The sequence below is a fragment of the Microbacterium sp. 1.5R genome (assembly GCF_007667425.1).
Taxonomy (GTDB): Bacteria; Actinomycetota; Actinomycetes; order Actinomycetales; family Microbacteriaceae; genus Microbacterium.
On record NZ_VDRC01000002.1, the window covers coordinates 833,349 to 859,420 of the forward strand.

At 68.8% G+C, this 26,072-nt stretch carries 28 protein-coding genes, 1 tRNA gene and 1 other RNA gene; 18 read left to right on the forward strand and 12 right to left on the reverse strand.

The genetic code is table 11. From position 1 onward, the window contains the following. The first annotated feature begins 19 nt into the window (after positions 1-19). Genes FSY98_RS14830 through dapF form a run of 3 tightly spaced genes read left to right on the forward strand, consistent with a single transcriptional unit; the run spans position 20 to position 1,907 of the window. Positions 20-562 carry a dihydrofolate reductase family protein gene (locus FSY98_RS14830; RefSeq protein ID WP_144877403.1) on the forward strand — a complete coding sequence of 181 codons (543 nt, stop codon included), beginning with the start codon at positions 20-22 and terminating at the stop codon, positions 560-562. Between the two features lie 9 nt (positions 563-571). Beyond that, positions 572-1,012 (forward strand): GNAT family acetyltransferase, encoded by a 441-nt coding sequence (locus tag FSY98_RS14835; protein WP_144877404.1) that lies wholly within the window; start codon positions 572-574, stop codon positions 1,010-1,012. A gap of 22 nt (positions 1,013-1,034) precedes the next feature. After that, positions 1,035-1,907, forward strand: a complete 873-nt coding sequence (gene dapF / locus FSY98_RS14840) for a diaminopimelate epimerase (protein WP_144877405.1) — start codon at positions 1,035-1,037, stop codon at positions 1,905-1,907. A 23-nt stretch (positions 1,908-1,930) separates the two neighbouring features. On the opposite strand, the gene FSY98_RS14845 is transcribed toward dapF, so the two are convergent. Next, positions 1,931-2,584, reverse strand: a complete 654-nt coding sequence (locus FSY98_RS14845) for a class I SAM-dependent methyltransferase (protein ID WP_144877406.1) — start codon at positions 2,582-2,584, stop codon at positions 1,931-1,933. A gap of 68 nt (positions 2,585-2,652) precedes the next feature. On the opposite strand from FSY98_RS14845, the gene hflX reads away from it, so the two are divergent. Next, positions 2,653-4,161 (forward strand): GTPase HflX, encoded by a 1,509-nt coding sequence (hflX, locus tag FSY98_RS14850; RefSeq protein WP_144877407.1) that lies wholly within the window; start codon positions 2,653-2,655, stop codon positions 4,159-4,161. 34 nt (positions 4,162-4,195) lie between these two features. On the opposite strand, the gene FSY98_RS14855 is transcribed toward hflX, so the two are convergent. Beyond that, positions 4,196-4,846: an SIMPL domain-containing protein gene (locus tag FSY98_RS14855; RefSeq protein WP_144877408.1), complete on the reverse strand. Its 651-nt coding sequence runs from the start codon at positions 4,844-4,846 to the stop codon at positions 4,196-4,198. Positions 4,847-4,987: 141 nt separating this feature from the next. Here FSY98_RS14855 and ssrA point away from each other — a divergent pair. Then, positions 4,988-5,357, forward strand: a transfer-messenger RNA (tmRNA) gene (gene ssrA / locus FSY98_RS14860). A gap of 392 nt (positions 5,358-5,749) precedes the next feature. Here ssrA and FSY98_RS14865 read toward each other — a convergent pair. From FSY98_RS14865 to FSY98_RS14880, 4 genes are all read right to left on the reverse strand, one after another. Then, positions 5,750-6,613 carry a transposase gene (locus FSY98_RS14865; protein WP_144877409.1) on the reverse strand — a complete coding sequence of 288 codons (864 nt, stop codon included), beginning with the start codon at positions 6,611-6,613 and terminating at the stop codon, positions 5,750-5,752. Positions 6,614-6,623: 10 nt separating this feature from the next. Then, entirely contained in the window at positions 6,624-6,971 is a 348-nt protein-coding gene (locus FSY98_RS14870) for an ATP-dependent DNA ligase (protein WP_144877410.1), read from the reverse strand. A 179-nt stretch (positions 6,972-7,150) separates the two neighbouring features. After that, positions 7,151-7,720 carry a hypothetical protein gene (locus FSY98_RS14875; protein ID WP_144877411.1) on the reverse strand — a complete coding sequence of 190 codons (570 nt, stop codon included), beginning with the start codon at positions 7,718-7,720 and terminating at the stop codon, positions 7,151-7,153. Between the two features lie 14 nt (positions 7,721-7,734). Next, complete coding sequence (locus tag FSY98_RS14880; RefSeq protein WP_144877412.1) at positions 7,735-8,532, reverse strand: inositol monophosphatase family protein; 798 nt, start codon at positions 8,530-8,532, stop codon at positions 7,735-7,737. Positions 8,533-8,679: 147 nt separating this feature from the next. Here FSY98_RS14880 and FSY98_RS14885 point away from each other — a divergent pair. Further along, positions 8,680-8,752 (forward strand) — tRNA-Lys (locus FSY98_RS14885). 73 nt (positions 8,753-8,825) lie between these two features. Here the strand turns inward: FSY98_RS14885 and FSY98_RS14890 are convergent. Genes FSY98_RS14890 through FSY98_RS14905 form a run of 4 tightly spaced genes read right to left on the reverse strand, consistent with a single transcriptional unit; the run spans position 8,826 to position 11,823 of the window. Next, positions 8,826-9,299: a YbaK/EbsC family protein gene (locus tag FSY98_RS14890; RefSeq protein ID WP_144877413.1), complete on the reverse strand. Its 474-nt coding sequence runs from the start codon at positions 9,297-9,299 to the stop codon at positions 8,826-8,828. Between the two features lie 34 nt (positions 9,300-9,333). Next, positions 9,334-10,563, reverse strand: a complete 1,230-nt coding sequence (locus FSY98_RS14895; RefSeq protein WP_144877414.1) for an MFS transporter — start codon at positions 10,561-10,563, stop codon at positions 9,334-9,336. After that, on the reverse strand, positions 10,560-10,997 hold the full coding sequence (locus tag FSY98_RS14900; protein WP_144877415.1) for a MarR family winged helix-turn-helix transcriptional regulator: 438 nt from the start codon (positions 10,995-10,997) through the stop codon (positions 10,560-10,562). Before FSY98_RS14900 ends, FSY98_RS14895 begins: the two co-directional genes overlap by 4 nt. A gap of 37 nt (positions 10,998-11,034) precedes the next feature. Continuing rightward, positions 11,035-11,823, reverse strand: coding sequence for an IclR family transcriptional regulator (locus FSY98_RS14905; RefSeq protein ID WP_144877416.1), 789 nt, complete (start codon positions 11,821-11,823; stop codon positions 11,035-11,037). Positions 11,824-11,928: 105 nt separating this feature from the next. Here FSY98_RS14905 and FSY98_RS14910 point away from each other — a divergent pair, with 105 nt between their 5' ends. From FSY98_RS14910 to FSY98_RS14920, 3 genes are read left to right on the forward strand one after another with little or no spacing between them, the layout of a single operon-like run. Continuing rightward, complete coding sequence (locus FSY98_RS14910; protein ID WP_144877417.1) at positions 11,929-12,702, forward strand: CoA transferase subunit A; 774 nt, start codon at positions 11,929-11,931, stop codon at positions 12,700-12,702. A gap of 1 nt (position 12,703) precedes the next feature. Further along, positions 12,704-13,351 carry a 3-oxoacid CoA-transferase subunit B gene (locus FSY98_RS14915; protein ID WP_186307704.1) on the forward strand — a complete coding sequence of 216 codons (648 nt, stop codon included), beginning with the start codon at positions 12,704-12,706 and terminating at the stop codon, positions 13,349-13,351. Between the two features lie 39 nt (positions 13,352-13,390). Beyond that, a complete protein-coding gene (locus tag FSY98_RS14920; protein WP_144877418.1) occupies positions 13,391-14,593 on the forward strand; it encodes an acetyl-CoA C-acetyltransferase in 1,203 nt (400 codons plus the stop codon). A 135-nt stretch (positions 14,594-14,728) separates the two neighbouring features. On the opposite strand, the gene FSY98_RS14925 is transcribed toward FSY98_RS14920, so the two are convergent. After that, positions 14,729-15,004, reverse strand: coding sequence for a hypothetical protein (locus FSY98_RS14925; protein ID WP_144877419.1), 276 nt, complete (start codon positions 15,002-15,004; stop codon positions 14,729-14,731). A 222-nt stretch (positions 15,005-15,226) separates the two neighbouring features. On the opposite strand from FSY98_RS14925, the gene FSY98_RS14930 reads away from it, so the two are divergent. From FSY98_RS14930 to ilvC, 7 genes are all read left to right on the forward strand, one after another. Further along, complete coding sequence (locus FSY98_RS14930) at positions 15,227-16,495, forward strand: MFS transporter (RefSeq protein WP_144877420.1); 1,269 nt, start codon at positions 15,227-15,229, stop codon at positions 16,493-16,495. A gap of 50 nt (positions 16,496-16,545) precedes the next feature. Then, entirely contained in the window at positions 16,546-17,952 is a 1,407-nt protein-coding gene (locus FSY98_RS14935) for a trehalose-6-phosphate synthase (protein WP_144877421.1), read from the forward strand. Positions 17,953-17,996: 44 nt separating this feature from the next. Then, positions 17,997-18,794 (forward strand): trehalose-phosphatase, encoded by a 798-nt coding sequence (gene otsB / locus FSY98_RS14940; RefSeq protein ID WP_144877422.1) that lies wholly within the window; start codon positions 17,997-17,999, stop codon positions 18,792-18,794. A gap of 9 nt (positions 18,795-18,803) precedes the next feature. Beyond that, positions 18,804-20,522, forward strand: a complete 1,719-nt coding sequence (gene ilvD, locus FSY98_RS14945) for a dihydroxy-acid dehydratase (protein WP_144877423.1) — start codon at positions 18,804-18,806, stop codon at positions 20,520-20,522. A gap of 59 nt (positions 20,523-20,581) precedes the next feature. Next, positions 20,582-22,384, forward strand: coding sequence for an acetolactate synthase large subunit (locus FSY98_RS14950; protein WP_144877424.1), 1,803 nt, complete (start codon positions 20,582-20,584; stop codon positions 22,382-22,384). 2 nt (positions 22,385-22,386) lie between these two features. Further along, the gene (gene ilvN, locus FSY98_RS14955; protein WP_144877425.1) at positions 22,387-22,896 is read left to right on the forward strand and encodes an acetolactate synthase small subunit; all 510 of its coding nucleotides are present in this window, start codon (positions 22,387-22,389) and stop codon (positions 22,894-22,896) included. Positions 22,897-22,997: 101 nt separating this feature from the next. Then, positions 22,998-24,026 carry a ketol-acid reductoisomerase gene (gene ilvC, locus FSY98_RS14960; protein ID WP_144877426.1) on the forward strand — a complete coding sequence of 343 codons (1,029 nt, stop codon included), beginning with the start codon at positions 22,998-23,000 and terminating at the stop codon, positions 24,024-24,026. Between the two features lie 60 nt (positions 24,027-24,086). Here ilvC and FSY98_RS14965 read toward each other — a convergent pair whose 3' ends face one another. Continuing rightward, on the reverse strand, positions 24,087-25,022 hold the full coding sequence (locus FSY98_RS14965; protein ID WP_144877427.1) for a hypothetical protein: 936 nt from the start codon (positions 25,020-25,022) through the stop codon (positions 24,087-24,089). 78 nt (positions 25,023-25,100) lie between these two features. Between FSY98_RS14965 and FSY98_RS14970 the strand changes: the two genes are divergently transcribed. Both FSY98_RS14970 and FSY98_RS14975 read left to right on the forward strand, forming a co-directional pair. After that, positions 25,101-25,625 (forward strand): hypothetical protein, encoded by a 525-nt coding sequence (locus FSY98_RS14970; RefSeq protein ID WP_144877428.1) that lies wholly within the window; start codon positions 25,101-25,103, stop codon positions 25,623-25,625. Next, positions 25,622-25,957: a hypothetical protein gene (locus FSY98_RS14975; protein WP_144877429.1), complete on the forward strand. Its 336-nt coding sequence runs from the start codon at positions 25,622-25,624 to the stop codon at positions 25,955-25,957. The genes FSY98_RS14970 and FSY98_RS14975 overlap by 4 nt, the downstream gene beginning before the upstream one ends. Positions 25,958-26,072: the final 115 nt, after the last annotated feature.

Genomic DNA, 26,072 nt, shown 5'->3' on the forward strand with positions numbered 1-26,072 from the left:
TCGATGGGAGTCTGGCGACATGGCGACCCATTTCTACACGGCATCCAGCCTCGACGGCTTCATCGCGACCGACGACCACTCGCTGGACTGGTTGCTCTCGCAGGACATCGATCAGGACGGCCCGATGGCCTACCAGGGGTTCGAGCGCGGCATCGGGGCCCTGGCGATGGGTGCCTCGACGTACGAGTGGGTGATGCGGCACGAGCACGGCGCATGGGGGTACGCGCAGCCGACCTGGGTCTTCACGCACCGCGACCTCGAGCGTCCGGAGGTCGGCGACGTCCGCTTCGTGCAGGGCGAGGTCGCCGCGGCACACGCGACGATGATCGACGCCGCGGCCGACAAGGACGTCTGGGTGGTCGGAGGCGGCGAACTCGCCGGGCAGTTCGCCGACGCCGGGCTCCTCGACGAGGTCTGGGTGCAGTTCGCGCCGTTGACGCTCGGCTCGGGGGCGCCACTGCTCCCGCGCGCGCTCGCGCTCGAGTTGTTGGAGGTCGCGCGCAACAGATCGTTCCTCTGCGGTCGATACCGGGTCGTCAAAGACGGAGATTTCCGAGCCTAGACTCGGGGGATGGGTTGGAGCATCCGTGCGTTCGAGGACAGCGACACCGAGGCGGTCGTCGCACTGTGGGAGGAGGCCGGCCTCACCCGGCCGTGGAACGATCCGCATCGTGACATCGAGCGCAAGCTGCGGGTGCAACCGGAGCTGTTCCTCGTCGCCGTCGATCAGGATTCTCCAGGTGGGGCGACCGTCGTCGGATCGGTGATGGCGGGCTACGACGGGCACCGGGGATGGCTGTACTACCTGGCGACGGCTTCGACGCACCGCAAGCGCGGCGTCGCGCGCGCGGTGGTCGGCGAGGCCGAGAGGCTCCTCCTCGAAATGGGGTGCGCGAAGATCCAGCTGATGGTCCGGGAAGGCAATGAATCGGTGCTGGGGTTCTACGACAGCCTCGGATACGAACGCTTCTCGGTGAGCAACACCGGCAAGCGGCTGATCGCCGACGCATAGACGGCTTCCCTAGACTGGTCGCATGGTCGCATTCACCAAGGGGCACGGCACGGGCAACGATTTCGTCATCATCGCCGACCCCGACGGCACACTCGAGCTGACCTCGGAACAGGTCGCAGCGCTCTGCGACCGGCACTTCGGCATCGGCGCCGACGGCATCCTGCGCGTGGTCCGCTCCGCCGCGATAACGGAGGGGCGGGCGACTCTGGCCGAAGAGCCGGCCGCCGAGTGGTTCATGGACTACCGCAACGCCGACGGCTCGATCGCGGAGATGTGCGGGAACGGCATCCGCGTCTTCGCCCATTATCTGCTCCGGTCCGGTCTCGCGGAACTCGAGCCGGGATCGACCCTCGCGATCGGCACCCGGGCCGGGGTGCGCGACATCACTCGCAGCGACACCGGGTACCAGGTCGACCTCGGCGTCTGGCGACTCTCGGGCGACGACCCGCTGGTCACAGCCGAGGGGCTGGCGGTCACCCGCCCCGGACTCGGCGTCGATGTCGGCAATCCGCACGTCGTCGTCGCTCTTGCCGAGGATGCCGAGCTCGCGTCGCTCGAACTGCACCGTGCGCCCGAACTCGACCCCGCGCTGCCGCAGGGCGCGAACGTGGAATTCGTCGTTCCCGCTGAGCCCCTCGTGCGAGACGGCGTCGGGCACGTTCGAATGCGCGTGTCGGAGCGTGGTGTCGGCGAGACCCTGAGCTGCGGCACAGGCGTTGCGGCGACCGCACTCGCAGTGCGGCACTGGGCCGGCGCGCAGGCTCCGGATCACTGGCGTGTCGAGGTGCCGGGAGGCGTCCTCGGCGTACGGATGTTCCCCGCCGAAGACGGCGAGCATGTCGGACTATCGGGACCCGCGCAGCTCGTGTTCAGCGGCGAGGTCGAGCTGATCTGACCGCGTCCGCGGTCGAGAGCGCTTCAGTCCCCGGATGCCGTGAGCGGGATGGGCTCCGTCGGAGGGGTGCCGTGCTTGCGCACTTTCAGCACCCGGTATCCCTTGGCCGTAGCGGTGCGGTAGACGCTGAAGCCGGGGGTGAAAGTCGCCCCGATCCAGCGCTGCAGCGAGTCGGCGCCGAGGTTGCGCTGCACGACCAGCCATGCGTCGCTGCGCTCGTCGAGGCGGGGAATCCACTTCTCGAGCAGTCCGTGCAGTTCGTTCTTCCCCACGCGGATCGGCGGGTTCGACCGGATCGTGCGGAACATCACGTCGGAGGGAACATCCTCCGGCCGCACGGCGTTGACATTGGTGAGGCCGACGGAAGCAGCGTTGCGGCGGACGAGATCGAGAGCCCGCTCATTGACATCGACCGCCCAGACGGTCGCGTGCGGTGCGGCGGTGGCCATAGACAACGAGATCGGACCCCACCCGCTGCCGAGGTCGAGAAGATGACCACCCGGCGGAACGGGAGGCATGTTGGCGAGAAGCACCGCAGTTCCGGCATCCAACCGATCCGGGCTGAAGACACCACCCGCGGTGGTGACCTCCAGCTCACGGCCTGCAAGCGATACACGGATCGTGCGCAGGTTCTCGGGACTCGCCGGGGCCGCGGTGAAGTAATGGTCGGACCCCATACCGTGAGCGTAGCGGACAGCGCGGGCTAAGGTTAAGGCTCGCAACCAAACCCAGAGAACAGGACCGGATGACGGATACCACGACACACTCGACCGGCGACGACGCACTCGAACGAGTGCTCGCGAACGCCGAACGGCGCACCGAGACTCGCGTCTTCGGCGCTGCGCAGGCGCTGCAGGACCGCGACACCGCGGCGCACGCGACATCGGACGGCGATCAGTGGGATCTCGAGGATCGACATGCGCTCCGCCGCGTGGCCGGACTCTCCACCGAGCTCGAGGATGTCACCGAGGTCGAGTACCGGCAGCTGCGCCTCGAGAACGTCGTGCTCGCCGGTGTCTATCCTCAGGGCGCGCAAGAGGATGCCGAGAACTCGCTCCGAGAGCTCGCGGCTCTCGCCGAGACCGCAGGCGCCGTCGTCCTCGACGGCGTGCTGCAGCGTCGCCCGCACCCGGATACCGCGACCTACCTCGGGCGGGGCAAGGCGCAGGAGCTGAAGGACATCGTCGCGGCCGTCGGCGCCGACACCGTGATCGCCGACACCGAGCTCGCGCCGAGCCAGCGCCGCGCCCTCGAAGACGTGGTGAAGGTCAAGGTCATCGACCGCACGACGGTCATCCTCGACATCTTCAGCCAGCACGCGAAGAGCCGTGAGGGCAAGGCCCAGGTCGAGCTCGCCCAACTGGAGTACCTCCTGCCGCGTCTCCGCGGATGGGGTGACTCGATGAGCCGGCAGGCCGGTGGGCAGGTCGGCGCGGGTGGTGCCGGAATGGGCTCGCGTGGACCGGGTGAGACGAAGATCGAACTCGACCGTCGCCGCATCCGCACGAAGATGGCTCTGCTCCGTCGTCAGATCCGTGATTTCGCCCCGGCTCGTGAAGCCAAGCGCGCTGAGCGCAAGCGCAACACGATTCCGTCCGTCGCGATCGCCGGGTACACCAACGCGGGGAAGTCGAGCCTGCTCAACGCCCTCACGAGCGCCGGTGTGCTCGTCGAGAACGCCCTGTTCGCCACGCTCGATGCGACCGTGCGCCGGTCCGAGACCTCGGATGGTCGGGTCTACACCCTGACCGACACGGTCGGGTTCGTACGGAACCTCCCGCACCAGCTGGTCGAAGCCTTCCGGTCGACGCTGGAGGAGGTCGGCGACGCCGACGTCGTCCTGCACGTGGTCGACGGCTCGCACCCCGACCCGGCCGGTCAGCTGCAGACCGTGCGCGACGTGATGGGCGACGTCGGCGTGCGCGACATGCCGGAGCTCGTCGTCTTCAACAAGGCCGACCTCATCGACCCGGACGAGCGCCTCGTGCTCCAGGGACTCGAGCCGAAGGCGCACTTCGTGTCGTCGCGCTCGGGGGAGGGCATCGTCGAGCTGCGCTCGGCGATCGAGGAGGCACTGCCGAAGCCGGCCGTCGAGATCCGTGCCGTCGTGCCCTACGACCGCGGTGACCTCGTCGCCGCCATCCACGAGACGGGCATGCTGCTCTCGGTCGACCACCGCGCGGACGGGACCGCTGTGCACGCACGGGTTTCCGAGCGTCTGGCCGCCGATCTCCAGCCCTTCGCCGAGAGCTGACCGCGCTCGGCGCTCAGCGAGCGAGGAAGCGCGCCTAGACCGTGGCGGAGATGACGATGTCCTCCGGCTCGTACTCCATCCCGGCGCCCCCGTCCGCGGCGAAAGCCGTGCTTCGTTGCGCCTTCATCATCATCGGAGCGGCGGATGACGGCTGCGCGCTGGACATCAGGCCGACGTCGGCGATCTCTCGCGGCGTGATCCGGCCGAGACCGAGCGCACCGGCGTAGGCCTCAGCGCGAGCGACCGCGACAGCGACCGCCTGCGATGCGACCGCCCGCTCGGTCGCCGCGCGAGTGTCAGCCGTGAGGTGCCAGTCGACCCCGCCCACCTCCACGCCCTCCCACGGCGAAACCTCCGAGACCCACTCCGACAGCTCCGAAGCCTCGGTGAACGTGGCCGTGAGGTCGACGCTCGCGTAGTAGACCGCTGCGAGTCGTCTGCCCTCGGTGTTCCACGGGCGCTCCGCGCGCACCGACAGCCGTTTGCTCGTCCACTCGACGACCGTTGCCGCATCGGCTCTCGCGATGAGGGAGTCGCGCACCGGCGCGGTCAGACGCATCACACTTTCGACGACAGTCGCGCGGTCCGGCCCGTCGACGCGCACACCGACGTGGATCGTCGCGCGCTCCGGCGCGAGGCGCGACTCGTGTTCGCCGCGGACTGTGATCGTGACGTCTTCGCTCATGATCGCGACTCTACGCCAGCACGTCGAGAGACGACGGAATGGCAGAGACCACGCAGACGTTGTAGTCTGTGATGCCCGGCACCTTCGGTTCCGGCTGATAAATCCACAGAGTGACAGCGGCTCCTTCGAGAGAAGGACCACGGGGCTGATCGGTTTCGACAGCGCCTGTGAATCCACGAGAAGCGGGCCGAGGATGCAGAGTTATCTCGTAAACGCCCTCTGCAAAACAATAGTTGCCGAAACCAAGCGCAACGACTTCGCCCTCGCTGCCTAAGCGAGCCCGATAGTCCGTCAGACCGTATGTGATTCCGATACGGATCCTGGCGTCATCTAGGAATCTTGCTGCGTGACGGCGTCTGGACGTCACGTGGGACTCTTCCCAGGCTGGGCTCGTCGACTTAGGTGTCTGTGACAAAGGTCGGAGCCGAGCAGAACGCTTCCACAGACTGCGCCCGGAGAAGGCGTGGAGACTCAGCGTTGGACGGGGGTTCGATTCCCCCCAGCTCCACCATGTCGCTGTCACGAACACGAAGGCCCGCCTCCCTGGTGATCACCAGGGAGGCGGGCCTTCGTGCGTGCGAGTGAGGCGTCGGGCGGCGAGAGAAGCAAACTGCCGTGTCGTCCAGCGAGATCCGGCTTCCCCGCCCCCCCGACGGGGAAGCCGGATCTCCCCAGGCCGTCGAAGTGCGTGCTGCCCCAGAAACCAGAGAGCTTCCCCACGCGCAACCACGATCGGCCGGTGCGGCCCGACACCGGTATCAGACCGCTCAGTCATCGTAATTCGCGCGCCACAGGCAGTTACCAATCCGTGACCCGCCATTGCTCACCATCGTCGGGCGTGATACAGCCCTGGCCGCGATCGCAGCGCCGACCGTGTGCGGCAGCCTTCTGCCCGGGAGCGCGTCAGCCGGACCGCCCGAGAGCCTCCAGAGCGCTTCGGGCCGAGGCGACGGCATCCTCCGCCTCCTGAACCGCCTTCGTCGCCTCTGCACGGCGTTCTGCCGCGTCCGCGGCCGCAGTCTCGGCGCGCGCCGACTCCCGTCGGGCGGTCACCAGTTCCTTCTCGAGTTCGGCGACGCGCGCGTGGAGATCATCGACGAGGCTCACAGCCGTCGCCTCGAGGTCCGCGGCTCTTGCTGCCTCTCGCGCAGCGCGCTCGTGTGCCTGCTCCGCGTCCCGTACCCCACGCTCCGCATCGCGACGTGCGCGACGCGCCTTGAGTTCGTCAGGCGGTGCCGAGGGCTCGGCTGCGGCGGACGGGATGCCGCCGGCCACGATCGTGTCCATGGCGTCCGCGAACGTCCCGGAGGGTTCGAGCTCACGCACGAGGCGGCCGGAGGCGACGGCGGCCGCGGCATCCGGATCGAAGAACGCCGCGGAGATGGTCTGCTGCACGGCATCCCGCGTGGAGGGACTCACCCGTTCGCCTCGTGTCTCCGCCAGCTCTGCGGCTGCCGTGGCGAGGCGCGCTGTGAGGGCTCGTCGGTCGCGTCCCAGTTGAGCCAGAGCCTTCGCATCCAGGTCCTCCTGTGCCTCGCGCAGCTCCGCGGCGAGCTGCAGCGCCTCACCGAGCTGAGACGCCCGTTCGCGGGCGAAGACGTTCACGACCCAGGCGGCGACAGACGGCTTGCGAAGCGCGCGGATGCCTGCGGCCAGCGCCGTGTCGTCGGTGTCGGCCGCACGCGCGTTGCGCCCGGCGATGAAATCGGCGAGCGGCTGCGTGTAGAGCTCGGCTGCGATCTCGGAGAGGGAGGGGTCCGCGCTCATGCACGCGACGTTACACCGAGGCGCCCTCCGTCGACTCGCCGATCCGATCGACGGCGGACGTCTCGGTCGGCTCCGGCACCAGGTACATCCCGGTCGGTGAGTTCGCCGTGAAGGCCAGCGCCTCGACCCAGGTGCGGTTGACGGCAGGGGAGCGGCTCCCGAAGTACTTGAACACGATCGCGCTGCCGGGGTGTATCCAGACCGTGGTGCGGCCACCACCGACGCTCGAGTCCTCACGCCATGAGAACGGGAAGGGCTCACCGCGCCGCAGCTTCGCTGTCATGACCAGCTGGATGTGCGTGAGAGCCCGATCCTCGATCTCGACCTTCGGTCCGCCCTCGTAGATGAACTTGCCCATGCTCGGCCCTTCCGTTGCAGCACCTCAGTGCCATGTCACGCGATCCTGCCGTAGCGGATCGAGTGCGTGGGAGGTGATATCGCCACTCTCGCATGAGCGAAGGCCGCCGCCATCCCGGGCGTAGCGGGCAGCTGCGTGCTGTTCGCCCGGTGTACTCATCGGTGCGCGGATTGTGCTCGTCAGCCGGCCCAGTCGATGAGGATGAGTCCCTGACGCGTGTCGGCGAACTTCACCCAGCCGTCGCCGAAGAGGTAGGTCATGCCGTAGCCGTCTTCGTCGGTGCCCATCGCGCGCTGCGGATCCTCGGTGAAGTAGATCCCGTCGGTGCCGTCCTCCCGGGTCCAGCCTTCGCTCAGCAGCGCGGTCTGCGCGCGCGATGCGTCGTCAGGGCTGATCGTCGACCATCCGTACAGCTGGCCGTGGTCGGAGGGGACGCTGTAATCCGCCCAGAAGCACAGCAGTCCATCCGGAAGGGAGACGTCGCCGATCAGGAACTCCTTCTCCTCGAACGTCCATCCCTGCTGACTGAGCGCATCGACAGTGCCGGGGGAGATGATGGTGTCGCACGCCGGCTCGGCGGCGTCGGCGGTGGGGGTGGGCGTCGCGGCGGGCTCCGCCGACGCGCTCGACGTCGGCGTCGGAGCATCAGGAGTCGGCGAAGACCCGCCGTCGGGAGTGCCTCCGCACGCGGTGAGCGTGACGGCCAGGAGCAGGGCTCCGAGGGCGGCGGCAGAGGTGCGAGGCGTCATCACTGGCTTCCGGGTCAGTCGTGCAGGAGGTCGAGGAAGGCATCGTGGAGGATGCCGTTGGTCGCGAGTGTCGACAGGTCGGAGATCGTCTCGGATCCGTCGAAACCGGTCATGCGTCCCCCCGCCTCGCGCACGATCGGCACGGCGGCGGCGATGTCGTACTCCTTGACATCGAACTCGGCGACCATGTCGATTCGCCCCTCGGCGAGCAGCATGTAGGCGTAGACATCCCCGTAGGCACGGTCGCGCCACACGCGGTCGGCGAGGCGCAGCAGCTGATCGCGATGGCCGTACCGGGTCCACTGCGCGATGCTCTGGAAGCTGACGCTCGCCTCATCGAGCGAGTCCACCGTCGACACCTCGATGCGTCGGGGGTCGTGATCGGTCGCGGTCCACGCGCCCAGACCGGCAGCGCCCCACCAGCGCCGTCCGAGCGCCGGCATGCTCACGACGCCGACCTGAGGGACGCCGTCGACCGCGAGCGCGATCATCGTGCCCCAGAGCGGCACTCCCCGCAGGAAATTGGCGGTTCCGTCGATCGGATCGATGATCCACTGCCGATGGGTGTCGCCCTCGGAGCCGTACTCCTCGCCGAAGACGCCGTCGGCGGGGCGCTCGGTGGAGAGGATCTCGCGGATCGCGCGCTCGGTGGCGAGATCAGCGTCCGTCACGTGCGAGTTGTCGGCCTTCGTCGACACCGTGAGGTCCGCCGCGTCGAAGCGAGGCAGCGACTGCAGGTCGGCGGCGTCGGCCAGTCTGAGGGCGAGCTCGAGGTCGTGGGAGAGGTCGGCGGCAGCGGGGGAGGCGGTCACGCCTCAAGGATAACCGGCACGGTTCACGCCGCCGAGGAAGGTCGGACATGCGGCGACACGCGCGGGTGGAAAGGACGTGCGTCCCGATTTCGCCCAGCGGTCGTCGACTGGTAATGTAATTCCTCGGCCGGGGGAAACCCGGGCCACGCACCTCTAGCTCAATCGGCAGAGCAACTGACTCTTAATCAGTGGGTTCTGGGTTCAAGTCCCAGGGGGTGCACGGATCAGCCTCGGAATCTCTCGCCAGATTCCGGGGCTTTTTCGCTTCCTGCCGTCGCCGAGGGACGAATGCCTCACGCCACGGCGACGACCGTCCCGTCGGTGACGCGCTGCAGGCTGTCGAACGTCAGCGGCATCACGGTGTGCGGGTGGCCGGCCGCCGCCCAGATGACGTCATGGCCCTGCAGCGCCTCGTCGATGAACGTGCGCAAGGGCGACGGGTGTCCCACGGGAGCGACACCGCCGATCGCCTGCCCGGTGGCTTCACGTACCACGGCAGGCGCCGCCATCGCCACACTGCGCGCACCGATCGACCGCGCGAGCACGCCCAGGTCTACCCGGTGGCCACCGCTGGTCATGACGAGGATCGGCGAGCCGTCGGCTGCAAGAACCAGGCTGTTCGCGATCGAGGCGACGTGGCATCCGATTGCGGCGGCCGCGTCGCGGGCAGTGCGCGCGGAATCGGGAAGCACGCGGATCTCGCTCTCGACACCGGCACGGGCGAGATGCTGCTGAACGATGATGCTGCGCTCGGGGAGATCGGTCATGGCCCCACCGTACCGAGACGGTGGGGCCGGCCGGTCACGCTGCGTCGCCGATGAGTATCGCCGCGGCATCCTCTGTCTCGGCGTCGGCGGGCTCGTCGTCGATGTGCGCGAGGACCTTGCGTCCGAGGAAGACGGTCAGGGCGGCGACCAGGACGGCCAGAGCGGCGACCAGGTACGGGACGGTGGCATTCAGCGCGTGCCACAGGGCTGCGGCGAGCGGCGGTGCCATGGCTCCACCGAGGAACCGCACGGCCGAATACGCCGACGAGGCGACGGAACGCGGCAGGTCGGTGGCCTCCATGACGGCCTCCGTGAGCACGGTGTTCATGATGCCCAGCAGCAGACCGCCGATGACGATGCAGGTCACGAGGGCCGCGGCGGACGACACCAGCAGGCCCGCCACGACGAGGTCGACGGCCAGGAGGGGGAGGACCAGGAGGATGACGCGGGTGCGCCGCATCCTGCGCATGAGGAATGGCGCTACCCACACGCTCGTCACCGCGAGGGCGACGCCCCATCCGAAGAAGGTGAAGCCGATGCCCATCGCGCCGAAGCCGAGGGGGAAGGGCGAGAAGGCGAGGAGGATGAAGAATCCGATGTTGTAGAACAGTGCCGCGATCGCGAGGATCGCCAGAGCCGGCCGCTTCAGCGCCGCGAAGGGTGCGGAGAACGGCACGGGCGTGCGCTTCTCCTGCGCACCGCGCAGCAGCACGAGCACCGCCACGAAGGCGATCGCCATGAGCACGACCACTCCGAAGAAGGGGGCGCGCCAGCTCTGCTCGCCGAGGATGCCGCCGAGCAGCGGGCCGATCGCGATGCCGAGCCCGAGCGCCGCCTCGTAGAGCACGATGGCCGCTGAGCTGCCGCCCGACGCCGCACCCACGATCGTGGCAAGGGCGGTGGAGATGAAGAGCGCATTGCCGAGGCCCCAGCCAGCGCGGAAGCCGATGACGGCGTCGACGCTGCCGCTGAGAGCGCAGAACAGCGCGAAGACGACGATGAGGGCGAGGCCGATCAGCAGCGTGAGCTTCGCGCCGATCCGACTCGATATCCAGCTCGTCACGAGCATCGCGACGCCTGTCACGGCGAGGTAGCTGGTGAACAGCAGCTCCGTCTCGAACGGGCTCGCCTGCAGCGACTCGGCGATCGCCGGGAGGATGGGATCGACCAGGCCGATTCCCATGAAGGCGACGACGCAGGCGAAGGCGACCGCCCATACCTGTGCCGGCTGCTTCCACACGGATGTGGTGGTGCTGCTGCTCACTGCGATGCTCCTGTCGTGTCGGTAGTGGTGTGCGCGGCGAGGATCTCAGCGGCCCGCTCGAGGGCACGCCAGTCGTCGTCGTCGAGATCGGTGAATCGTGGTGCAAGGGTGTCGCGGAACTCCTCCCGCCACGCGCGCAGCGCTCGCGACCCCGCCGGGGTGATCGCGACGGCGATGGCGCGGGAGTCCTCCGGGACGGGGGAGCGGAGCACGAGGCCTTCGCGCTCCAATGCGCCGATGAGACGTGTCATCCCCGGTTGCGTGGTGCGGGCGGCCGTCGCCAGCTCTCCCACGCGCGTCGCGCCGGTCTTCTCCAGGAGGGTGAGCACGCGCCACTGTGCGGCGGGCGCCTCGTTGCCGGCATCCTGCGCGGCGATCCGGGCCAGTGCGTACGAGGAGAGGACGAGGGAGGGGATGACGTCCTGACGATTCATACCAGTGAGTATATACCCTTTGGTATGTACGTGCGGGTCAGCGCCGGTTTCCGGCGATCCGCGCCGACAGCTGGTGCGCATGCGCGAGAAGGATGCGGCCGAGCTCCTGCGTGCGGTCTGGGCCGAACCGGAACTCCACGCCCGTGAGGCTCAGTGCCCACTCGGGGCGTCCCTGGCGATCGAAGACCGCCGCGCCGAGGCCCCAGCTGCCCTCGACGATGAGCCCTGGATTCACGGAGTAGCCGCGCTCCTTCGTCTCCGCAAGGCGCGCGCGCAGAGCAGCCTCACCGTGCGTGCGGCCCCAGCCCTCGGCGAGTTCGGGGTGCCGGTCGAGATAAGCATCCACATCGTGGTCGGGGAGGAAGGCGAGGATGGCGAGGCCGGCGCTCGCGACACCGAGCGGGAATCGCACCCCCTCGCTGAGCACGAACGAGCGGATGGGGAACGATCCCTCTTCGCGCACTAGGCAGACCGTCTCATCAGCGCGTCGCACGGAGAGGAACGCGCTCTCCTCGGTCTTGACGGCCAGGGAGCGCACGATGTCGCGAGCGAGGGAGGTGATGTCATACCGTGCGGCTGCCACAGTGCCCATGAGGAAGAGTTCGGGGCCGGGCATCCACCTCCCCGTGTCCTCTGAGCGGTCGACGAGTCCCTCCGCCCGGAGCGCGGAGAGAAGGCGGTGCGCAGTGGACCGCGAGAGCTCTGACTCCCGCGCGAGCGACTGCAGCGTCGCGCCCCCTGTGCCGCCGGCGGTGACGAGTCTCAGGAGAGACGCCGCCCTCGCGATGGCCTGGGCGCCGGGGATGCCTGGGGCACGCTGTTCCATAATGTGGACGCTAGGCGAAGGAGCGGCCACATGGCAAGAGCGCGCTTCCGTCGAGGACCGGCCAGGCCTCACGCTGGACGAAAGCACGTCTTCGAAGGGGCACACGTGATCGACAAGGAATGGGCGTCCGCCACGGACGCGGTCGCCGACATCCGCGACGGAGCATCTCTCGCCGTCGGCGGCTTCGGACTTTCCGGCAACCCGATAGCGCTGATCGAGGCGCTGCTCGCACAGGGTACGACCGACCTCAGCATCGTCAGCAACAACTGCGGTGTGGACGACTGGGGGCTCGGCGTTCTCCTGCGAGCGCAGCGCATCCGCAAGATGACCTCGTCGTACGTGGGGGAGAACAAGGAGTTCGAGCGGCAGTTCCTCTCGGGTGAGCTCGAACTCGAGCTCACGCCGCAGGGCACGCTCGCCGAGAAGCTCCGCGCCGGCGGTTCGGGCATCGCCGCCTTCTACACGCAGACCGGCGTCGGTACGCAGGTCGCCGAAGGCGGGCTCCCGCGTCGCTATCACCCGGACGGAACGGTGGACGTGGCCTCGCCTGCCAAGGACGTGCGGACGTTCGACACGGCTGGTACGCCGGGTGAGTACGTCCTCGAGGAGGCGATCACGACCGACTACGCCCTCGTGCACGCGCTGGTCGGCGACCGCCACGGCAACCTGATCTTCAACAAGGCAGCCCGCAACTTCAACCCTCTCGCCGCGATGGCGGGTCGGGTGTGCATCGCTCAGGTCGAACGCCTCGTCGAGCCGGGCGAACTCGACCCGGACACCATTCATCTGCCGGGGGTCTTCGTCCACCGGGTCGTCGAGGTCGGCACCGACATCCCCAAGCGCATCGAGCGGCGCACCGTCGCCGCGGAAGGAGCCTGACATGCCGCTCACCCGTGACGAGATGGCCGCGCGTGCTGCGGCCGAGCTCGAGGACGGCTCCTACGTCAACCTCGGCATCGGGCTGCCGACGCTCGTACCGAACCACGTGCCGCCCGACGTCACGGTCGTGCTGCAGTCGGAGAACGGCATTCTCGGCGTCGGGCCCTATCCGCATGAGGATGTCGTCGACCCGGACCTCATCAACGCGGGCAAGGAGACTGTGACCGTGCTCGCGGGATCTGCCTTCTTCGATTCGGCGACGAGCTTCGGGATGATCCGCGGCGGGAAGATCGACGCGGCGATCCTCGGAGCGATGCAGGTGTCCGCGACCGGCGACCTCGCGAACTGGATGATCCCGGGCAAGATGGTCAAGGGGCCAGGCGGAGCGATGGATCTCGTGCACGGAGCAGCGCGGGTGATCGTGCTCATGGAGCACGTCGCGAAGGACGGCTCCGCGAAGATCGTGAACACGTGCAGCCTGCCTCTCACGGGCCGCGGGGTGGTGGATCGGATCATCACCGACATCGCGGTCATCGATGTGACGGAAGAAGGCCTCGCCCTCGTCGAGACGGCGCCGGGGGTGACGGTGCAGCAAGTGGTGGACGCCACGGAGCCGCCGCTCATCATCGGCCCCGGACTCGCACACTGACCGCAGACCGATCGCAGAGATCTGAAGAAGGATGCCGACATGACAGACCACAGCGCCACCCGCGACGACGACGTCGTGATCGTCGCCGCAGCACGCACGCCCCAGGGCCGCCTGAAGGGGCAGCTCGCCCGTTTCTCCGCCCCCGAGCTCGGTGCCCTCGCGATCCGCGGAGCCCTCGAGCGCGGCGGGGTGGCGGCCGCCGACGTTGATGCCGTGATCGTCGGCCAGGTGCTCGCCGCCGGCTCAGGGCAGAACGCCGCCCGTCAGGCCGCGATCGGTGCGGGCATCGGCTGGGATGTCCCCGCCCATTCCGTGAACAAGGTGTGCCTCTCCGGGCTCACGGCGGTCATCGACGCCGCGCGCATGATCCGCACCGGCGATGCCGACGTCGTCGTGGCCGCCGGGATGGAGTCGATGACGCGCGCGCCGCACCTGCTCATGGGGTCGCGCGACGGGTGGGCATACGGCTCGGTGGAGGTGCTCGACCATATGGCGTACGACGGTCTCACCGACGCCTTCGATCGCGAGAGCATGGGGGCGTCGACCGAACGTCACAACGAGCGCTACGAGGTCACGCGGGAGGCGCAGGACACCGTCGCCGCACTCTCTCATCAGCGGGCGGCCGCCGCCCAGCAGGCCGGGGTGTTCGAGGCCGAGATCGTGCCGGTCGAGGTTCCGCAGCGCAAGGGTGAGCCCGTCGTGGTGGCGGCGGACGAGGGTGTGCGCCCCGACACGACGGTCGAGTCGCTCGCGGGTCTCCGTGCCGCGTTCGCCGCCGGGGGCTCGCTGACGGCGGGCAATTCGTCGCAGATCTCCGACGGCGCGTCCGCCGTCGTGGTGACGACGCGGGGCACCGCGGCGGCGAAGGGCTGGGACGTCTTGGCCACGGTCGGTGCAAGCGGGCAGACCGCCGGACCGGACAACTCGCTGCACGCGCAACCAGCGCGAGCGATCGAGCAGGCGTGCGAGAAACAGGGGATCTCGCCGAGCGACTTGGATCTCGTCGAGATCAACGAGGCCTTCGGCGCGGTCGTCGCCCGGTCGCAGACCGAGCTGGGCCTGGACAGCCGGATCGTGAACGTTCACGGCGGCGGCATCGCGATCGGTCATCCGATCGGCGCGTCGGGCAACCGTCTCGTCGTGCACGCTGTTCACGAGCTCGCCAGGCGCGGCAGCGGCGTCGCGGCCGTCGGACTCTGCGGCGGCGGAGGTCAGGGCGAGGCGCTCATTCTCACCAGGTAGGCGGCATGCGCATCAGGTAGAGGACATTCGCGTCAGGTTCGGGGCGTCCGCACCCGGTGCGGGGCGTCCGCATCGGGGTCGGGGCATCCGCATCAGGTGCGGCCGGATCGTTCCAGATGTGGGCGGCCGCGAGGTTCAGCGCGAGCGCTTCAGCTCCTTCGCGAGGTGCTTCTCCTGCTTCTGACGATCCTTCTGCTGCTTGGAATACACGGGGGAGTCCTTCGAGACCGGCCTGCCCTGCCTCGCCCGCCGCGTGTCGATGACGGCGCCGATCGCGAGCGCGAAGCTGATGCCCCAGCTCAGCCACGCGAGCGCTGCGCGCCAGGTGATCTTCGTCTCGCGAGAACCGCGGAGCAGGGAGACGCCCGACATGATCGCGCCGAGGAGTCCGGTGCTGGTGAGGTAGTTCATGCCCTCACGCTACCCGGCGCAGGGCCTCACCTGCCCCGCCTTGACAACCTGCCGTGCGTCCTGCCACCGGACGCATCCGATGCCCAGGCGCGGCGTAACGGAGCGCGATACCATTGAGGGGTCGCGGCCGGTCCGCGGCCGCACCCGTGTATCTACCGGCCGTCGGCTCCCCGGCGGACAGCGGCGGCACCCGACCCCCGCGTCCGCGGACGCGCGAGAGCCATGACACACGCCTCCCCATCGACATCCTCCGCCTCCACGTCGACCGCAGCAGCCCCCAGCCTCCTCCGCACGGCGGGCTTCTCGTACTTCCTCATCGCCTTCATCGCCCGTCTGCCTTTCGCGATGATGGTGGTCGGAGTCCTCACCGTCGTCGTCTCGGCCCGCGGTTCCCTCTCGCTCGGAGGGCTCACCTCCGCTGCCGTGGGACTCGGCACCGCATGCTTCGGTCCGCTGCTCGGCGCAGCCGCCGACCGCTTCGGTCAGCGCTCGGTACTCCTCGCCCTGGCGATCGCGAACGGCGCGATGCTCGTGCTGTTCACACTGGTGGTCTACGGCGACACGGTCGACGCCCTCGTGCTCCTCGCCGCGTTCGGCATCGGTGCGACCGCTCCGCAGGTGGCCCCGATGTCGAGGTCGCGACTCGTGACGATGATCTCGGAACGGATGCCGGAAGCGGTGCGTCCTCGTACGCTGTCGGGCACCATGGCCTACGAGTCCGCCGCCGATGAGACGGTCTTCGTCTTCGGCCCGTTCCTCGTCGGCATCCTCGCCTCGGCGATCGCCCCCTGGGCGCCCCTGGCGGGTGCGGCCGCGCTGACCGTGCTGTTCGTCGGGGGCTTCGCTCTGCACCCGAGCGCCAGGGTCGTGTCGATGCACCGCGGCGACGACGGCAAGGCACCGTCGTCGGCATCCGAGCTCGTCGATCCGCGACTCCTGGTGGTGGTCCTCGGCATCCTCGGTGTGGGGATGTTCTTCGGGACGATGCTCACCTCTCTGACATCGTTCATGGCCGATCGCGGCGCCGCGGAGCAGGCCGGTCTGCTCTACGGCGTCATGGGAGTCGGCTCCGCGCTGCTCGCACTCGGCGTCGCATGGTTGCCCGCGAGGTTCGCGCTGCGCGCCCGGTGGCTCGTCTTCTCAGGCATCCTGCTCGGCGGCTCACTGCTGCTGCTCGTGGTCGACACCCCGGCCACCATGATGGTCGCGCTGGCGATCATGGGGGTCGGCATCGGCCCGACGCTGGTCACGCAGTACAGCCTGGGAGCCGCCCGCAGCCCCCTCGGCCGGTCCGCGACCGTGATGACCATGCTCGGGTCGGCGGTGATCGTCGGCCAGTCGATCGGGGCGGCGGTCGCCGGCGAACTCGCCGAGAACACCGGAACGGGTGCCGCGCTCCTGCTCCCGATCGCCGCGGCCGGGGTAGCGTTCGCCGCAGCGCTTGTCAACTGGAGCCTGGGCCGATCAGCACCTCGCGTAGCCTCGGTGTGAGCCTCGGTAGCCTGAGGAGCACCGCACCGCATCGTCAGGAGCCTTCCCCCATGCCCGCAGATTTCGTCGTCGTCGCCAACCGTCTGCCCGTCGACCGCGTGGTGGGCCCCGACGGCGCCGAGGAGTGGCGGACGTCGCCCGGCGGCCTGGTGGCCGCCCTCGAGCCGATGATGCGCAGCGCGCACGGCGCGTGGGTCGGATGGCCCGGGCAGCCCGACACCGAACTCGAGCCGTTCGAGATCAACGGCATCGATCTCGTGCCGGTGTCGTTGAGCGCGGACGAGGTCGCCGACTACTACGAGGGTTTCGCGAACGACACCATCTGGCCGCTGTACCACGATGTGATCGCTCCTCCCCAGTACCACCGAGAGTGGTGGGACGCCTACGTCCGGGTCAACCGGCGCTTCGCCGAGGCGGCCGCGGCGGTCGCCGCGCCCGACGCGACCGTGTGGGTGCACGACTACCAGCTGCAGCTCGTGCCGCAGATGGTGCGCGACCTGCGCCCCGATGTGACGATCGGGTACTTCCACCACATCCCGTTCCCCGCCCACGGTCTGTACGCGCAGCTGCCATGGCGCGACCAGGTGCTCACGGGACTGCTGGGCGCCGATGTCATCGGGTTCCAGAGGGCGCAGGACGCCACGTATTTCCTCACGGCGGTTCGGCGACGCCTCAAGTACGAGGTGAAGGGCTCGAACGTGGCGGTGCCGACGGCCGACGGTGCGACACGTTCGGCCGTGGCCAGGGCGTTCCCGATCTCGATCGACACCGCGCCCTACCTCGAGCTGGCCGCGCGTCCCGATATCAAGGCGCGCGCGCAGGAGATCAGGGAGAGCCTCGGCAACCCCTCCAAGATCCTGCTCGGGGTCGACCGGCTGGACTACACGAAGGGCATCCGTCACCGCATCAAGGCCTACGGGGAGTTGCTGGAGGACGGCCGTCTGCACGTCGAGGACGTCACGCTCGTGCAGGTCGCCAGCCCCAGTCGCGAGCGCGTCGACGCCTACGTGCACCTGCGCGACGAGATCGAGCTCGCGGTCGGGCGCATCAACGGCGATCACGACACGATGGGGCACACGGCGATCCGGTACCTGCACCAGGGGTATCCACGCGAGGAGATGGTCGCGCTCTACCTCGCGGCCGACGTGATGCTCGTGACCGCGCTGCGGGACGGGATGAACCTCGTCGCGAAGGAGTACGTCGCCACTCGCGCGGACAACAGGGGAGTGCTGGTGCTCAGCGAGTTCACCGGTGCCGCCGACGAGCTCCGCCAGGCCGTGCGCGTGAACCCGCACGACATCGCCGGGCTCAAAGACGCCATCATGTCGGCTGTCGAGATGACGCCGGCCGAGCAGTCCAGACGGATGCGGTCGCTGCGCCGTCGAGTGCTGGAGAACGACGTGACCGCGTGGTCGGCATCGTTCCTCCGAGCGCTGTCGGACGTCAGGTCTCGCTGATCGGGCGGCCATACTGGAGAGACCCGTCGATTGGAGACTCTCCCGTGACCCGCAGCTGGACCCCCGGATCGTCCGACCCCGCCCTGAGCACCCTCGCCGCGACACCGCGGCTCGTGGTCGCCCTGGACTTCGACGGGACGGCGTCTCCGCTGGTGCCCGACCCGATGGCCGCCCGCGCCCTGCCGGAGGTCGCCGCTCAGGTCGCCCGGCTCGCCGAGCTGCCCGACACGCTGGTCGCCTACGTCTCGGGGCGAAGCATGCACGATCTGCGAGTCATCACCGAGCACACCGACGACTCGCTCATCGCCCTCGCGGGCTCGCACGGTGCGCAGTATTGGTATCCGGGTCAAGGCGAGGCCGATCTCGACGGTCAGGCGACTGCTGACGGCGACCGCGAGGAGCTCTGGGCCGCCGCTCGCCCGATCATCGACCGTTACGAGGGCGCCGAGCTCGAGCCGAAGACATTCGGCATGGGCGTCCACACGCGCGCGGCGACCCGAGAGGTCGAGCAGGCCGTCTTCGCCGAGATCGACGAGCTCGTCGCTGCGCGCTTCCCGCATTGGCGTCGACGCTCAGGGCACCGGGTGCTGGAGTTCTCCTCGCGGGCCGAGGGGAAGGATGCCGCGATGGCGGCGCTGCGGGAGCACTTCGACGCGACCGCGATCCTCTTCGCAGGCGACGACGTGACGGATGAGGACGCGATGCGCGTGCTGGACGGCGATGACCTCGGCGTGCGGGTCGGCCCCGGAGAGTCGGCGGCGGCGCTGCGTGTGGAGAACCCACAGGAGTTCGCGCTTCTTCTGGAGGCGCTGGCGGATGAGCGGACTGCTCGTCGGGAATAGACTTCCGTCATGTCCTCGTCTGACAACGCCTCCTCCGAGTCCATCGACATCAAACCCCGTAGCCGCGTCGTCACCGACGGCATCGAGGCCACGACCTCGCGCGGCATGCTGCGCGCCGTCGGCATGGGCGACGCCGACTGGGACAAGCCCCAGATCGGCATCGCCTCGAGCTGGAACGAGATCACCCCCTGCAACCTGAGCCTCGACCGGCTCGCGCAGGGCGCGAAGGAGGGCGTGCACTCCGGCGGAGGCTACCCGCTGCAGTTCGGCACGATCTCCGTCTCCGACGGCATCTCGATGGGCCACGAGGGCATGCACTTCTCGCTCGTGTCGCGCGAGGTCATCGCCGACTCGGTGGAGACGGTCATGATGGCCGAGCGCCTCGACGGCTCCGTGCTCCTCGCGGGCTGCGACAAGTCGATCCCCGGGATGCTCATGGCCAGCGCCCGCCTCGACCTGTCGAGCGTGTTCCTGTACGCGGGATCCATCGCCCCCGGGTGGGTGAAGCTCTCGGACGGCACCGAGAAGGACGTCACGATCATCGACTCGTTCGAAGCCGTGGGCGCGTGCCGCGCCGGGCTGATGAGCGAGGAGGACCTCAAGCGCATCGAGTGCGCGATCGCGCCGGGCGAGGGCGCGTGTGGCGGCATGTACACCGCGAACACGATGGCGTCCGTCGCCGAGGCGCTGGGCCTCAGCCTGCCGGGCTCGGCGGCTCCGCCCGCCGCTGACCGTCGCCGCGACTACTTCGCTCACCGGTCGGGCGAGGCCGTCGTCAACCTCCTGCGCCAGGGGATCACGACGCGCGACATCCTCACGCCCGAGGCGTTCGAGAACGCGATCGCGCTCGCGATGGCATTGGGCGGTTCGACCAACGTCGTGCTGCACCTGCTCGCGATCGCCCGCGAGGCCGAGGTCGAGCTGAGCCTGCACGACTTCAACCGCATCGGCGACAAGGTGCCCCACGTCGCTGACATGAAGCCCTTCGGCAAGTACGTCATGAACGACGTCGACCGGCACGGCGGCATCCCCGTCATCATGAAGGCGATGCTCGACGAAGGCCTGCTGCACGGTGACGCGCTCACGGTGACCGGCAAGACACTCGCGGAGAACCTGGCGGACCTCGACCCGCAGCCGATCGACGGCGAGGTCATCCACACGTTCGACAACCCGATCCACGCGACCGGCGGTCTCACGATCCTGCACGGCTCGCTCGCCCCCGAGGGCGCCGTGGTGAAGACCGCAGGCTTCGACGCCGCGGTCTTCGAGGGCCCCGCTCGCGTCTTCGAGCGCGAGCGCGCGGCGATGGATGCGGTCGCGAACGGCGAGATCGAGGCGGGCACCGTGATCGTCATCCGCTACGAAGGCCCCAAGGGCGGACCCGGCATGCGCGAGATGCTCGCCATCACCGCGGCCATCAAGGGCGCGGGGCTCGGAAAAGATGTACTACTCTTGACGGACGGACGATTCTCAGGCGGCACAACCGGCCTGTGCATCGGCCACATAGCACCCGAAGCGGTGGACTCCGGTCCCATCGCCTTCGTGCGCGATGGTGATCTGATACGGGTCGATATCGCAGCTCGCTCTCTCGACCTACTCGTCGACGAGGCGGAGCTCGCCTCCCGCCGCTCTGGCTGGGAGCCGCTTCCCCCGCGCTATACCCGTGGCGTTCTTGCCAAGTACTCGCGTCTCGTGCGGTCCGCCGCCGAGGGCGCGACGACCGGCTGATCCGCGTCGGCCGCTCTCCCGGCATCCGACGTCGCCCACAGACCACCTGAAGGAAAGTCATGACTGCTGACTCCGTCTCGGCCGTGCCGAGGCCGCCCGCACCGAAATCCTCCTCTCCCGAGATCACCGGAGCCGAGGCCGTCGTCCGCTCGCTCGAGATGCTGGGCATCACCGACGTGTTCGGTCTGCCCGGCGGCGCGATCCTCCCCGTCTACGACCCGCTGATGGATGCCGAGAAGCTCCGTCACATCCTGGTCCGTCACGAGCAGGGCGCCGGGCACGCCGCCGAGGGCTACGCCTCGTCGTCGGGCAAGGTCGGCGTCTGCATCGCGACCTCCGGTCCGGGTGCGACCAACCTCGTCACCGCGATCGCGGACGCGTACATGGACTCGGTGCCGCTGCTGGCCATCACCGGCCAGGTGTTCTCGACCCTCATGGGCACGGATGCGTTCCAGGAGGCCGACATCGTGGGCATCACGATGCCGATCACGAAGCACTCGTTCCTCGTGCGGGATGCCGCCGACATCCCCGGCGCCATCGCCGCCGCATACGAGATCGCCTCGACCGGCCGCCCCGGTCCCGTCCTCGTCGACATCACGAAGGACGCGCAGCAGGCGGTCGCGCCCTTCGTCTGGCCGCCCAAGATCGACCTGCCCGGCTACCGCCCGGTGACCAAGGCGCACGGCAAGCAGATCCAGGCCGCCGCAGCCCTGCTCGCCGAGGCCAAGAAGCCCGTGCTCTACGTCGGCGGCGGAGTGATCCGCGGTCGCGCGTCGGCCGAGCTGCTCGCCCTCGCCGAGACGACCGGCGCCCCCGTGGTGACGACGCTCATGGCGCGCGGCGCTTTCCCCGACTCGCACCCGCAGCACCTGGGCATGCCCGGCATGCACGGCACGGTCCCCGCCGTGCTCGCGCTGCAGGAGGCCGACCTGCTCGTGTCGCTCGGTGCGCGGTTCGACGACCGCGTCACCGGAAAGGCAGCGCTGTTCGCCCCGAACGCCAAGGTCGTGCACGTCGATATCGACCCTGCCGAGATCTCGAAGATCCGCACGGCTGATGTGCCGATCGTCGGCGACGTGCGCGACGTGCTCGTCGACCTCGAGAGTGCTTTCCGCAGCGCCGCCGCGGGCACCGCTCCCGACACCGAGGAGTGGTGGTCGTACCTCGACGGGCTCCGCGCGGAGTTCCCGCTCGGATACACGCCGACCACCGACGGCCTGCTCGCCCCGCAGTACGTTATTCAGCGCATCGGCGAGCTCACCGGCCCCGAGGGCATCTACGCCGCGGGCGTCGGTCAGCACCAGATGTGGGCGGCGCAGTTCATCAAGTACGAGCGCCCGAACGCCTGGCTGAACTCCGGGGGAGCGGGCACCATGGGCTACTCGGTCCCCGCGGCCATGGGTGCGAAGGTGGCTCAGCCCGACCGGCACGTGTGGGCGATCGACGGCGACGGATGCTTCCAGATGACCAATCAGGAGCTGGCCACCTGCGCGATCAACAACATCCCGATCAAGGTCGCGGTCATCAACAACTCGTCGCTCGGCATGGTGCGCCAGTGGCAGACGCTGTTCTACGACGGCCGCCACTCGAACACCGACCTGAACACGGGCCACGGCACCATCCGCATCCCCGACTTCGTGAAGCTCGCCGAGGCCTACGGGTGCCTGGCGATCCGCGTGGAGAAGGAGGAGGAGGTCGACGCGGCCATCCAGCTCGCGCTGGAGACCAACGACCGGCCCGTCGTGATCGACTTCGTCGTGAGCGCCGACTCGATGGTGTGGCCGATGGTGCCGCAGGGCGTCAGCAACAGCTACGTCCAGTACGCGCGTGACCACGCGCCCGCATTCGACGAGGAGGACTGACCATGACGACGCACGTGCTGAGCCTCCTCGTGGAGGACACCCCCGGTCTGCTGACGCGAGTCGCCGGGCTGTTCGCCCGCCGGGGCTTCAACATCCACTCCCTCGCCGTCGGTGTGACCGAGGTGCCGAACATCTCGCGCATCACGGTCGTCGTCGACCTCGACGACCTGCCGCTCGAGCAGGTGACGAAGCAGCTCAACAAGCTGATCAACGTGATCAAGATCGTCGAGCTCGACTTCTCGACGTCGGTACAGCGCGAGCACATGCTCATCAAGGTGCGCACCGACAACGCGACGCGGTCGAACGTGATCGAGGTCGTGAATCTCTTCCGCGCCTCCGTGGTGGACTACGCCCCGGATGCGCTCGTCGTCGAGGTCACGGGCGATCGCGGCAAGGTCGAAGCACTGCTCCGCGCCCTCGAGCCTTTCGGCATCAAGGAGATCGCGCAGTCCGGTCTCCTCGCGATCGGCCGCGGCGGCAAGAGCATCACCGAGCGCGTCCTGCGCGGCTGACCAGAACGAAAACCCCCATCTGCGAAGACGTTCGCTCGTCGAGTGAGCGAAGCGAGTCGAAACGCAGAGACGAAACGCCAACAATCAAGGAGAAAGAACCAGTGAGCACCGAGATCTTCTACGACGACGACGCCGACCTGTCCATCATCCAGGGCAAGAAGGTCGCGATCGTCGGCTACGGCTCGCAGGGCCACGCCCACGCGCAGAACCTGCGCGACTCGGGCGTCGAGGTCGCCATCGCCCTCAAGGAGGGGTCGAAGTCCGCACCGAAGGCCGAAGAGGCCGGCTTCGCGGTCAAGACCGTCGCCGAGGCCACCGAGTGGGCCGACCTCATCATGATCCTCGCGCCGGACCAGCACCAGCGCACGATCTACAGCGAGTCGATCGCCCCGAACCTCGCCGCGGGCAAGACCCTCGCCTTCGCGCACGGGTTCAACATCCGCTTCGGCTACATCGACGCTCCCGAGGGCGTCGACGTGATCCTCGTCGCCCCGAAGGCGCCCGGCCACACCGTGCGCCGCGAGTTCGTCGCCGGTCGCGGCATCCCCGACATCATCGCGGTCGAGCGCGACGCGTCTGGCAACGCCTGGGCCACCGCGCTCTCGTACGCCAAAGCCATCGGCGGCACCCGCGCCGGCGTCATCAAGACGACCTTCACGGAGGAAACCGAGACCGATCTGTTCGGCGAGCAGGCCGTGCTCTGCGGTGGTGTGAGCCACCTCGTGCAGGCCGGTTTCGAGACCCTCACCGAGGCGGGCTACCAGCCGCAGATCGCCTATTTCGAGGTGCTGCACGAGCTCAAGCTCATCGTCGACCTCATGTGGGAGGGCGGCATCGCCAAGCAGCGCTGGTCGATCTCCGACACCGCCGAGTTCGGCGACTACGTCTCGGGACCCCGCGTGATCGACGAGCGCGTCAAGGAGAGCATGCAGGGCGTCCTGGCCGACATCCAGTCCGGCGCCTTCGCGAAGCGCTTCATCGACGACCAGGACAACGGTGCCGAGGAGTTCCTGGCGCTGCGCGCCAAGGAGGAGCAGCACCCGATCGAGGTCACAGGCAAGGAGCTGCGCTCGCTCTTCGCATGGAAGCAGACGGACGAGGATTACGTCGACGGCAGCGCTGCGCGCTGATCTGACCAGACAGCGAACGGGCCCGGTGCGAATCGCACCGGGCCCGTTCTGCGTCGAGGCTCACTCCACGGGAGCGGCATCCTCGACCTCGATCGGTGCGTCCGCGGGGTCCGCCCAGACGGGTGCGGGCAGGGTCGTCTCTGTCTGACCGCTCTGGATCGCGCGGAGCGCCTCCGTGATCTCATCGGCGTTCTCCGGCACCGCGAGGCCGCACGTCCGCAGCTCGGAGGCGAACTTCAGCGTGAGGCGGATCTTGCCCGCTTCGACGGCTTCGGCGGTCGTCCCGGTGAGCTTCTCGCTCCCGGTCTGGATGTCCGACACCTCGTCGCACACGTGGTAGACGGCTCCTCCGGCCACCCATACCACCTCGTCCTTGCCGAGCAGCTGGATGACGGTCGACTGGTCGGCGGTGTACTGCTCCACCGAGGGCGCGTCGAAGTCGATGCCCAGCACGACCGCGAGGGCTGCGAGCACGATGCCGACCACGCCGGCGGTCGCCTTCTGCCCCTTGTCCATGTCCTTGTTCAGGAAGATGAGGATGATCAGCGGCAGGAAGGCGACGACCGCGATGATCGCTCCGAGCTGGTTCTGGACGAAGAAACGGACCTTGTCCGACTTGCGCGCCGGGTCGAGCCGGTTCGCCTTCTTCCAGAGGATCGACCCGGTGATCGACAGCGCCGCGATCACGACGAGCATCACCAGCAGCGTGATGAACGCCCACTGTGGGAACTGTGCCGTGGCGTTCTGGCTCTCCAGCAGGCCCGTGTCGGAATCGCGGACGTACGTGCCGTCCTCGCCGACAACAACGCGCTGTCGCAGCAACCAGAAGATCGCGACGGCCTCGGCGGCGATCGCGACGACCCACAGGGCGACCGCGATCCATCGGAACGTCGTCGCCTTCGACTTGGCCTGAGCAGTCGGGGTCCAGCCCGCAGCGGGCTCTCCTACGTCGCTCGTGGATCGGGTGCGACCCGATCGGTTGTTGTCCTCGGTCACTGCGATCCTTCCCCGCCGTGGGCGCCCTCTGGCCCGGATGCCCCGAGCCTAGTGGAGCGGGTGTCCTACGCTGGAGACATGACATCCGATTCCGACGATGACGCGTTGAGCTGGGACGGTGACGACGCGCGCGCCTCGAAGCGACCGCCACGCGAGCGCGGCTCCCATCGCCCCTCGCCAGAGGCGGATGCCGTGCGCGAACAGTCGATCATCGGGTCGCCGACCGGTTCCGTCGGCCCGCCGGTCACCGCGGAGACGGTCGGTGCCGACGACGACGAGACAGCGCCGCTGGACGACGATCGCCCGGCACTGGGCACCGGCATGCTGCTGACGCTCGGAGTGGTCGGCGGGATCTACCTCCTGTACAGCGTCGGATGGGTCGTCGGCGGTCTGCGGCTCAAGCCGCTCGCGAACTTCTTCGTGGCCGACGCGATGTTCCTGCCCTGGTTCGTGCTCGCCGTCGCCGCCCCGGCTCTGTGGTTCCTCGCGGGGTGGGTGCTCACTCGTGGCAAAGCGACCTGGATCCGTCTGTCCGTGCTCCTGCTGGGAGTGGTGCTGCTCGTGCCCTGGCCCTTCGTGACGGTGGGGGCGATCGGATCATGACCTCGTCGCGCCATGTCTCTTCGAAGGTCTCGCCCTCGCCACGCTGGGTGGTCGGACTCGTCCTCGGCCTCGCCGGCCTCTTCTACGCGTACGCGGTCTGGAATGCGGTCGCGCACCTGATCACGATGGCGCAGAGCGGCATCAGCGGCGCCGGGTGGGTGACGCTTCTGTTCGGGGTTATCTTCCCTGCGATCGTGTTCGTGTTCGCTTATCTGATCGGTCGTCGCCGACGCGCCGGTGAGCTCGCCCTCGCGCTGCTGGCAGGTCTCGGGATCGTCGCCGTGTTCTGGCTGAGTCTGCTCGCCTACACCCTGACGTTGCCGACCGCATAAGGCGTCGCCGGCCGTCACACGTCCGGGAGGCGGGGAGCGCTCGGGTACAGTTGAGGTGATCGCGCCCCCACGGTGTGCGGCGCATCGGCCCCTCCCGCCTGTCGCGCTGCCCCGA

Bases quoted from the DNA above. Each gene is read 5' to 3' on its own strand.
- FSY98_RS14830 (WP_144877403.1), top strand. From the start codon at position 20: ATGGCGACCCATTTCTACACGGCATCCAGCCTCGACGGCTTCATCGCG.
- FSY98_RS14835 (WP_144877404.1), top strand. From the start codon at position 572: ATGGGTTGGAGCATCCGTGCGTTCGAGGACAGCGACACCGAGGCGGTC.
- dapF (WP_144877405.1), top strand. From the start codon at position 1,035: ATGGTCGCATTCACCAAGGGGCACGGCACGGGCAACGATTTCGTCATC.
- FSY98_RS14845 (WP_144877406.1), bottom strand. From the start codon at position 2,584: ATGGGGTCCGACCATTACTTCACCGCGGCCCCGGCGAGTCCCGAGAAC.
- hflX (WP_144877407.1), top strand. From the start codon at position 2,653: ATGACGGATACCACGACACACTCGACCGGCGACGACGCACTCGAACGA.
- FSY98_RS14855 (WP_144877408.1), bottom strand. From the start codon at position 4,846: ATGAGCGAAGACGTCACGATCACAGTCCGCGGCGAACACGAGTCGCGC.
- FSY98_RS14865 (WP_144877409.1), bottom strand. From the start codon at position 6,613: ATGAGCGCGGACCCCTCCCTCTCCGAGATCGCAGCCGAGCTCTACACG.
- FSY98_RS14870 (WP_144877410.1), bottom strand. From the start codon at position 6,971: ATGGGCAAGTTCATCTACGAGGGCGGACCGAAGGTCGAGATCGAGGAT.
- FSY98_RS14875 (WP_144877411.1), bottom strand. From the start codon at position 7,720: ATGACGCCTCGCACCTCTGCCGCCGCCCTCGGAGCCCTGCTCCTGGCC.
- FSY98_RS14890 (WP_144877413.1), bottom strand. From the start codon at position 9,299: ATGACCGATCTCCCCGAGCGCAGCATCATCGTTCAGCAGCATCTCGCC.
- FSY98_RS14900 (WP_144877415.1), bottom strand. From the start codon at position 10,997: ATGAATCGTCAGGACGTCATCCCCTCCCTCGTCCTCTCCTCGTACGCA.
- FSY98_RS14905 (WP_144877416.1), bottom strand. From the start codon at position 11,823: ATGGAACAGCGTGCCCCAGGCATCCCCGGCGCCCAGGCCATCGCGAGG.
- FSY98_RS14915 (WP_186307704.1), top strand. From the start codon at position 12,704: ATGCCGCTCACCCGTGACGAGATGGCCGCGCGTGCTGCGGCCGAGCTC.
- FSY98_RS14920 (WP_144877418.1), top strand. From the start codon at position 13,391: ATGACAGACCACAGCGCCACCCGCGACGACGACGTCGTGATCGTCGCC.
- FSY98_RS14925 (WP_144877419.1), bottom strand. From the start codon at position 15,004: ATGAACTACCTCACCAGCACCGGACTCCTCGGCGCGATCATGTCGGGC.
- FSY98_RS14930 (WP_144877420.1), top strand. From the start codon at position 15,227: ATGACACACGCCTCCCCATCGACATCCTCCGCCTCCACGTCGACCGCA.
- FSY98_RS14935 (WP_144877421.1), top strand. From the start codon at position 16,546: ATGCCCGCAGATTTCGTCGTCGTCGCCAACCGTCTGCCCGTCGACCGC.
- ilvD (WP_144877423.1), top strand. From the start codon at position 18,804: ATGTCCTCGTCTGACAACGCCTCCTCCGAGTCCATCGACATCAAACCC.
- FSY98_RS14950 (WP_144877424.1), top strand. From the start codon at position 20,582: ATGACTGCTGACTCCGTCTCGGCCGTGCCGAGGCCGCCCGCACCGAAA.
- ilvN (WP_144877425.1), top strand. From the start codon at position 22,387: ATGACGACGCACGTGCTGAGCCTCCTCGTGGAGGACACCCCCGGTCTG.
- FSY98_RS14970 (WP_144877428.1), top strand. From the start codon at position 25,101: ATGACATCCGATTCCGACGATGACGCGTTGAGCTGGGACGGTGACGAC.
- FSY98_RS14975 (WP_144877429.1), top strand. From the start codon at position 25,622: ATGACCTCGTCGCGCCATGTCTCTTCGAAGGTCTCGCCCTCGCCACGC.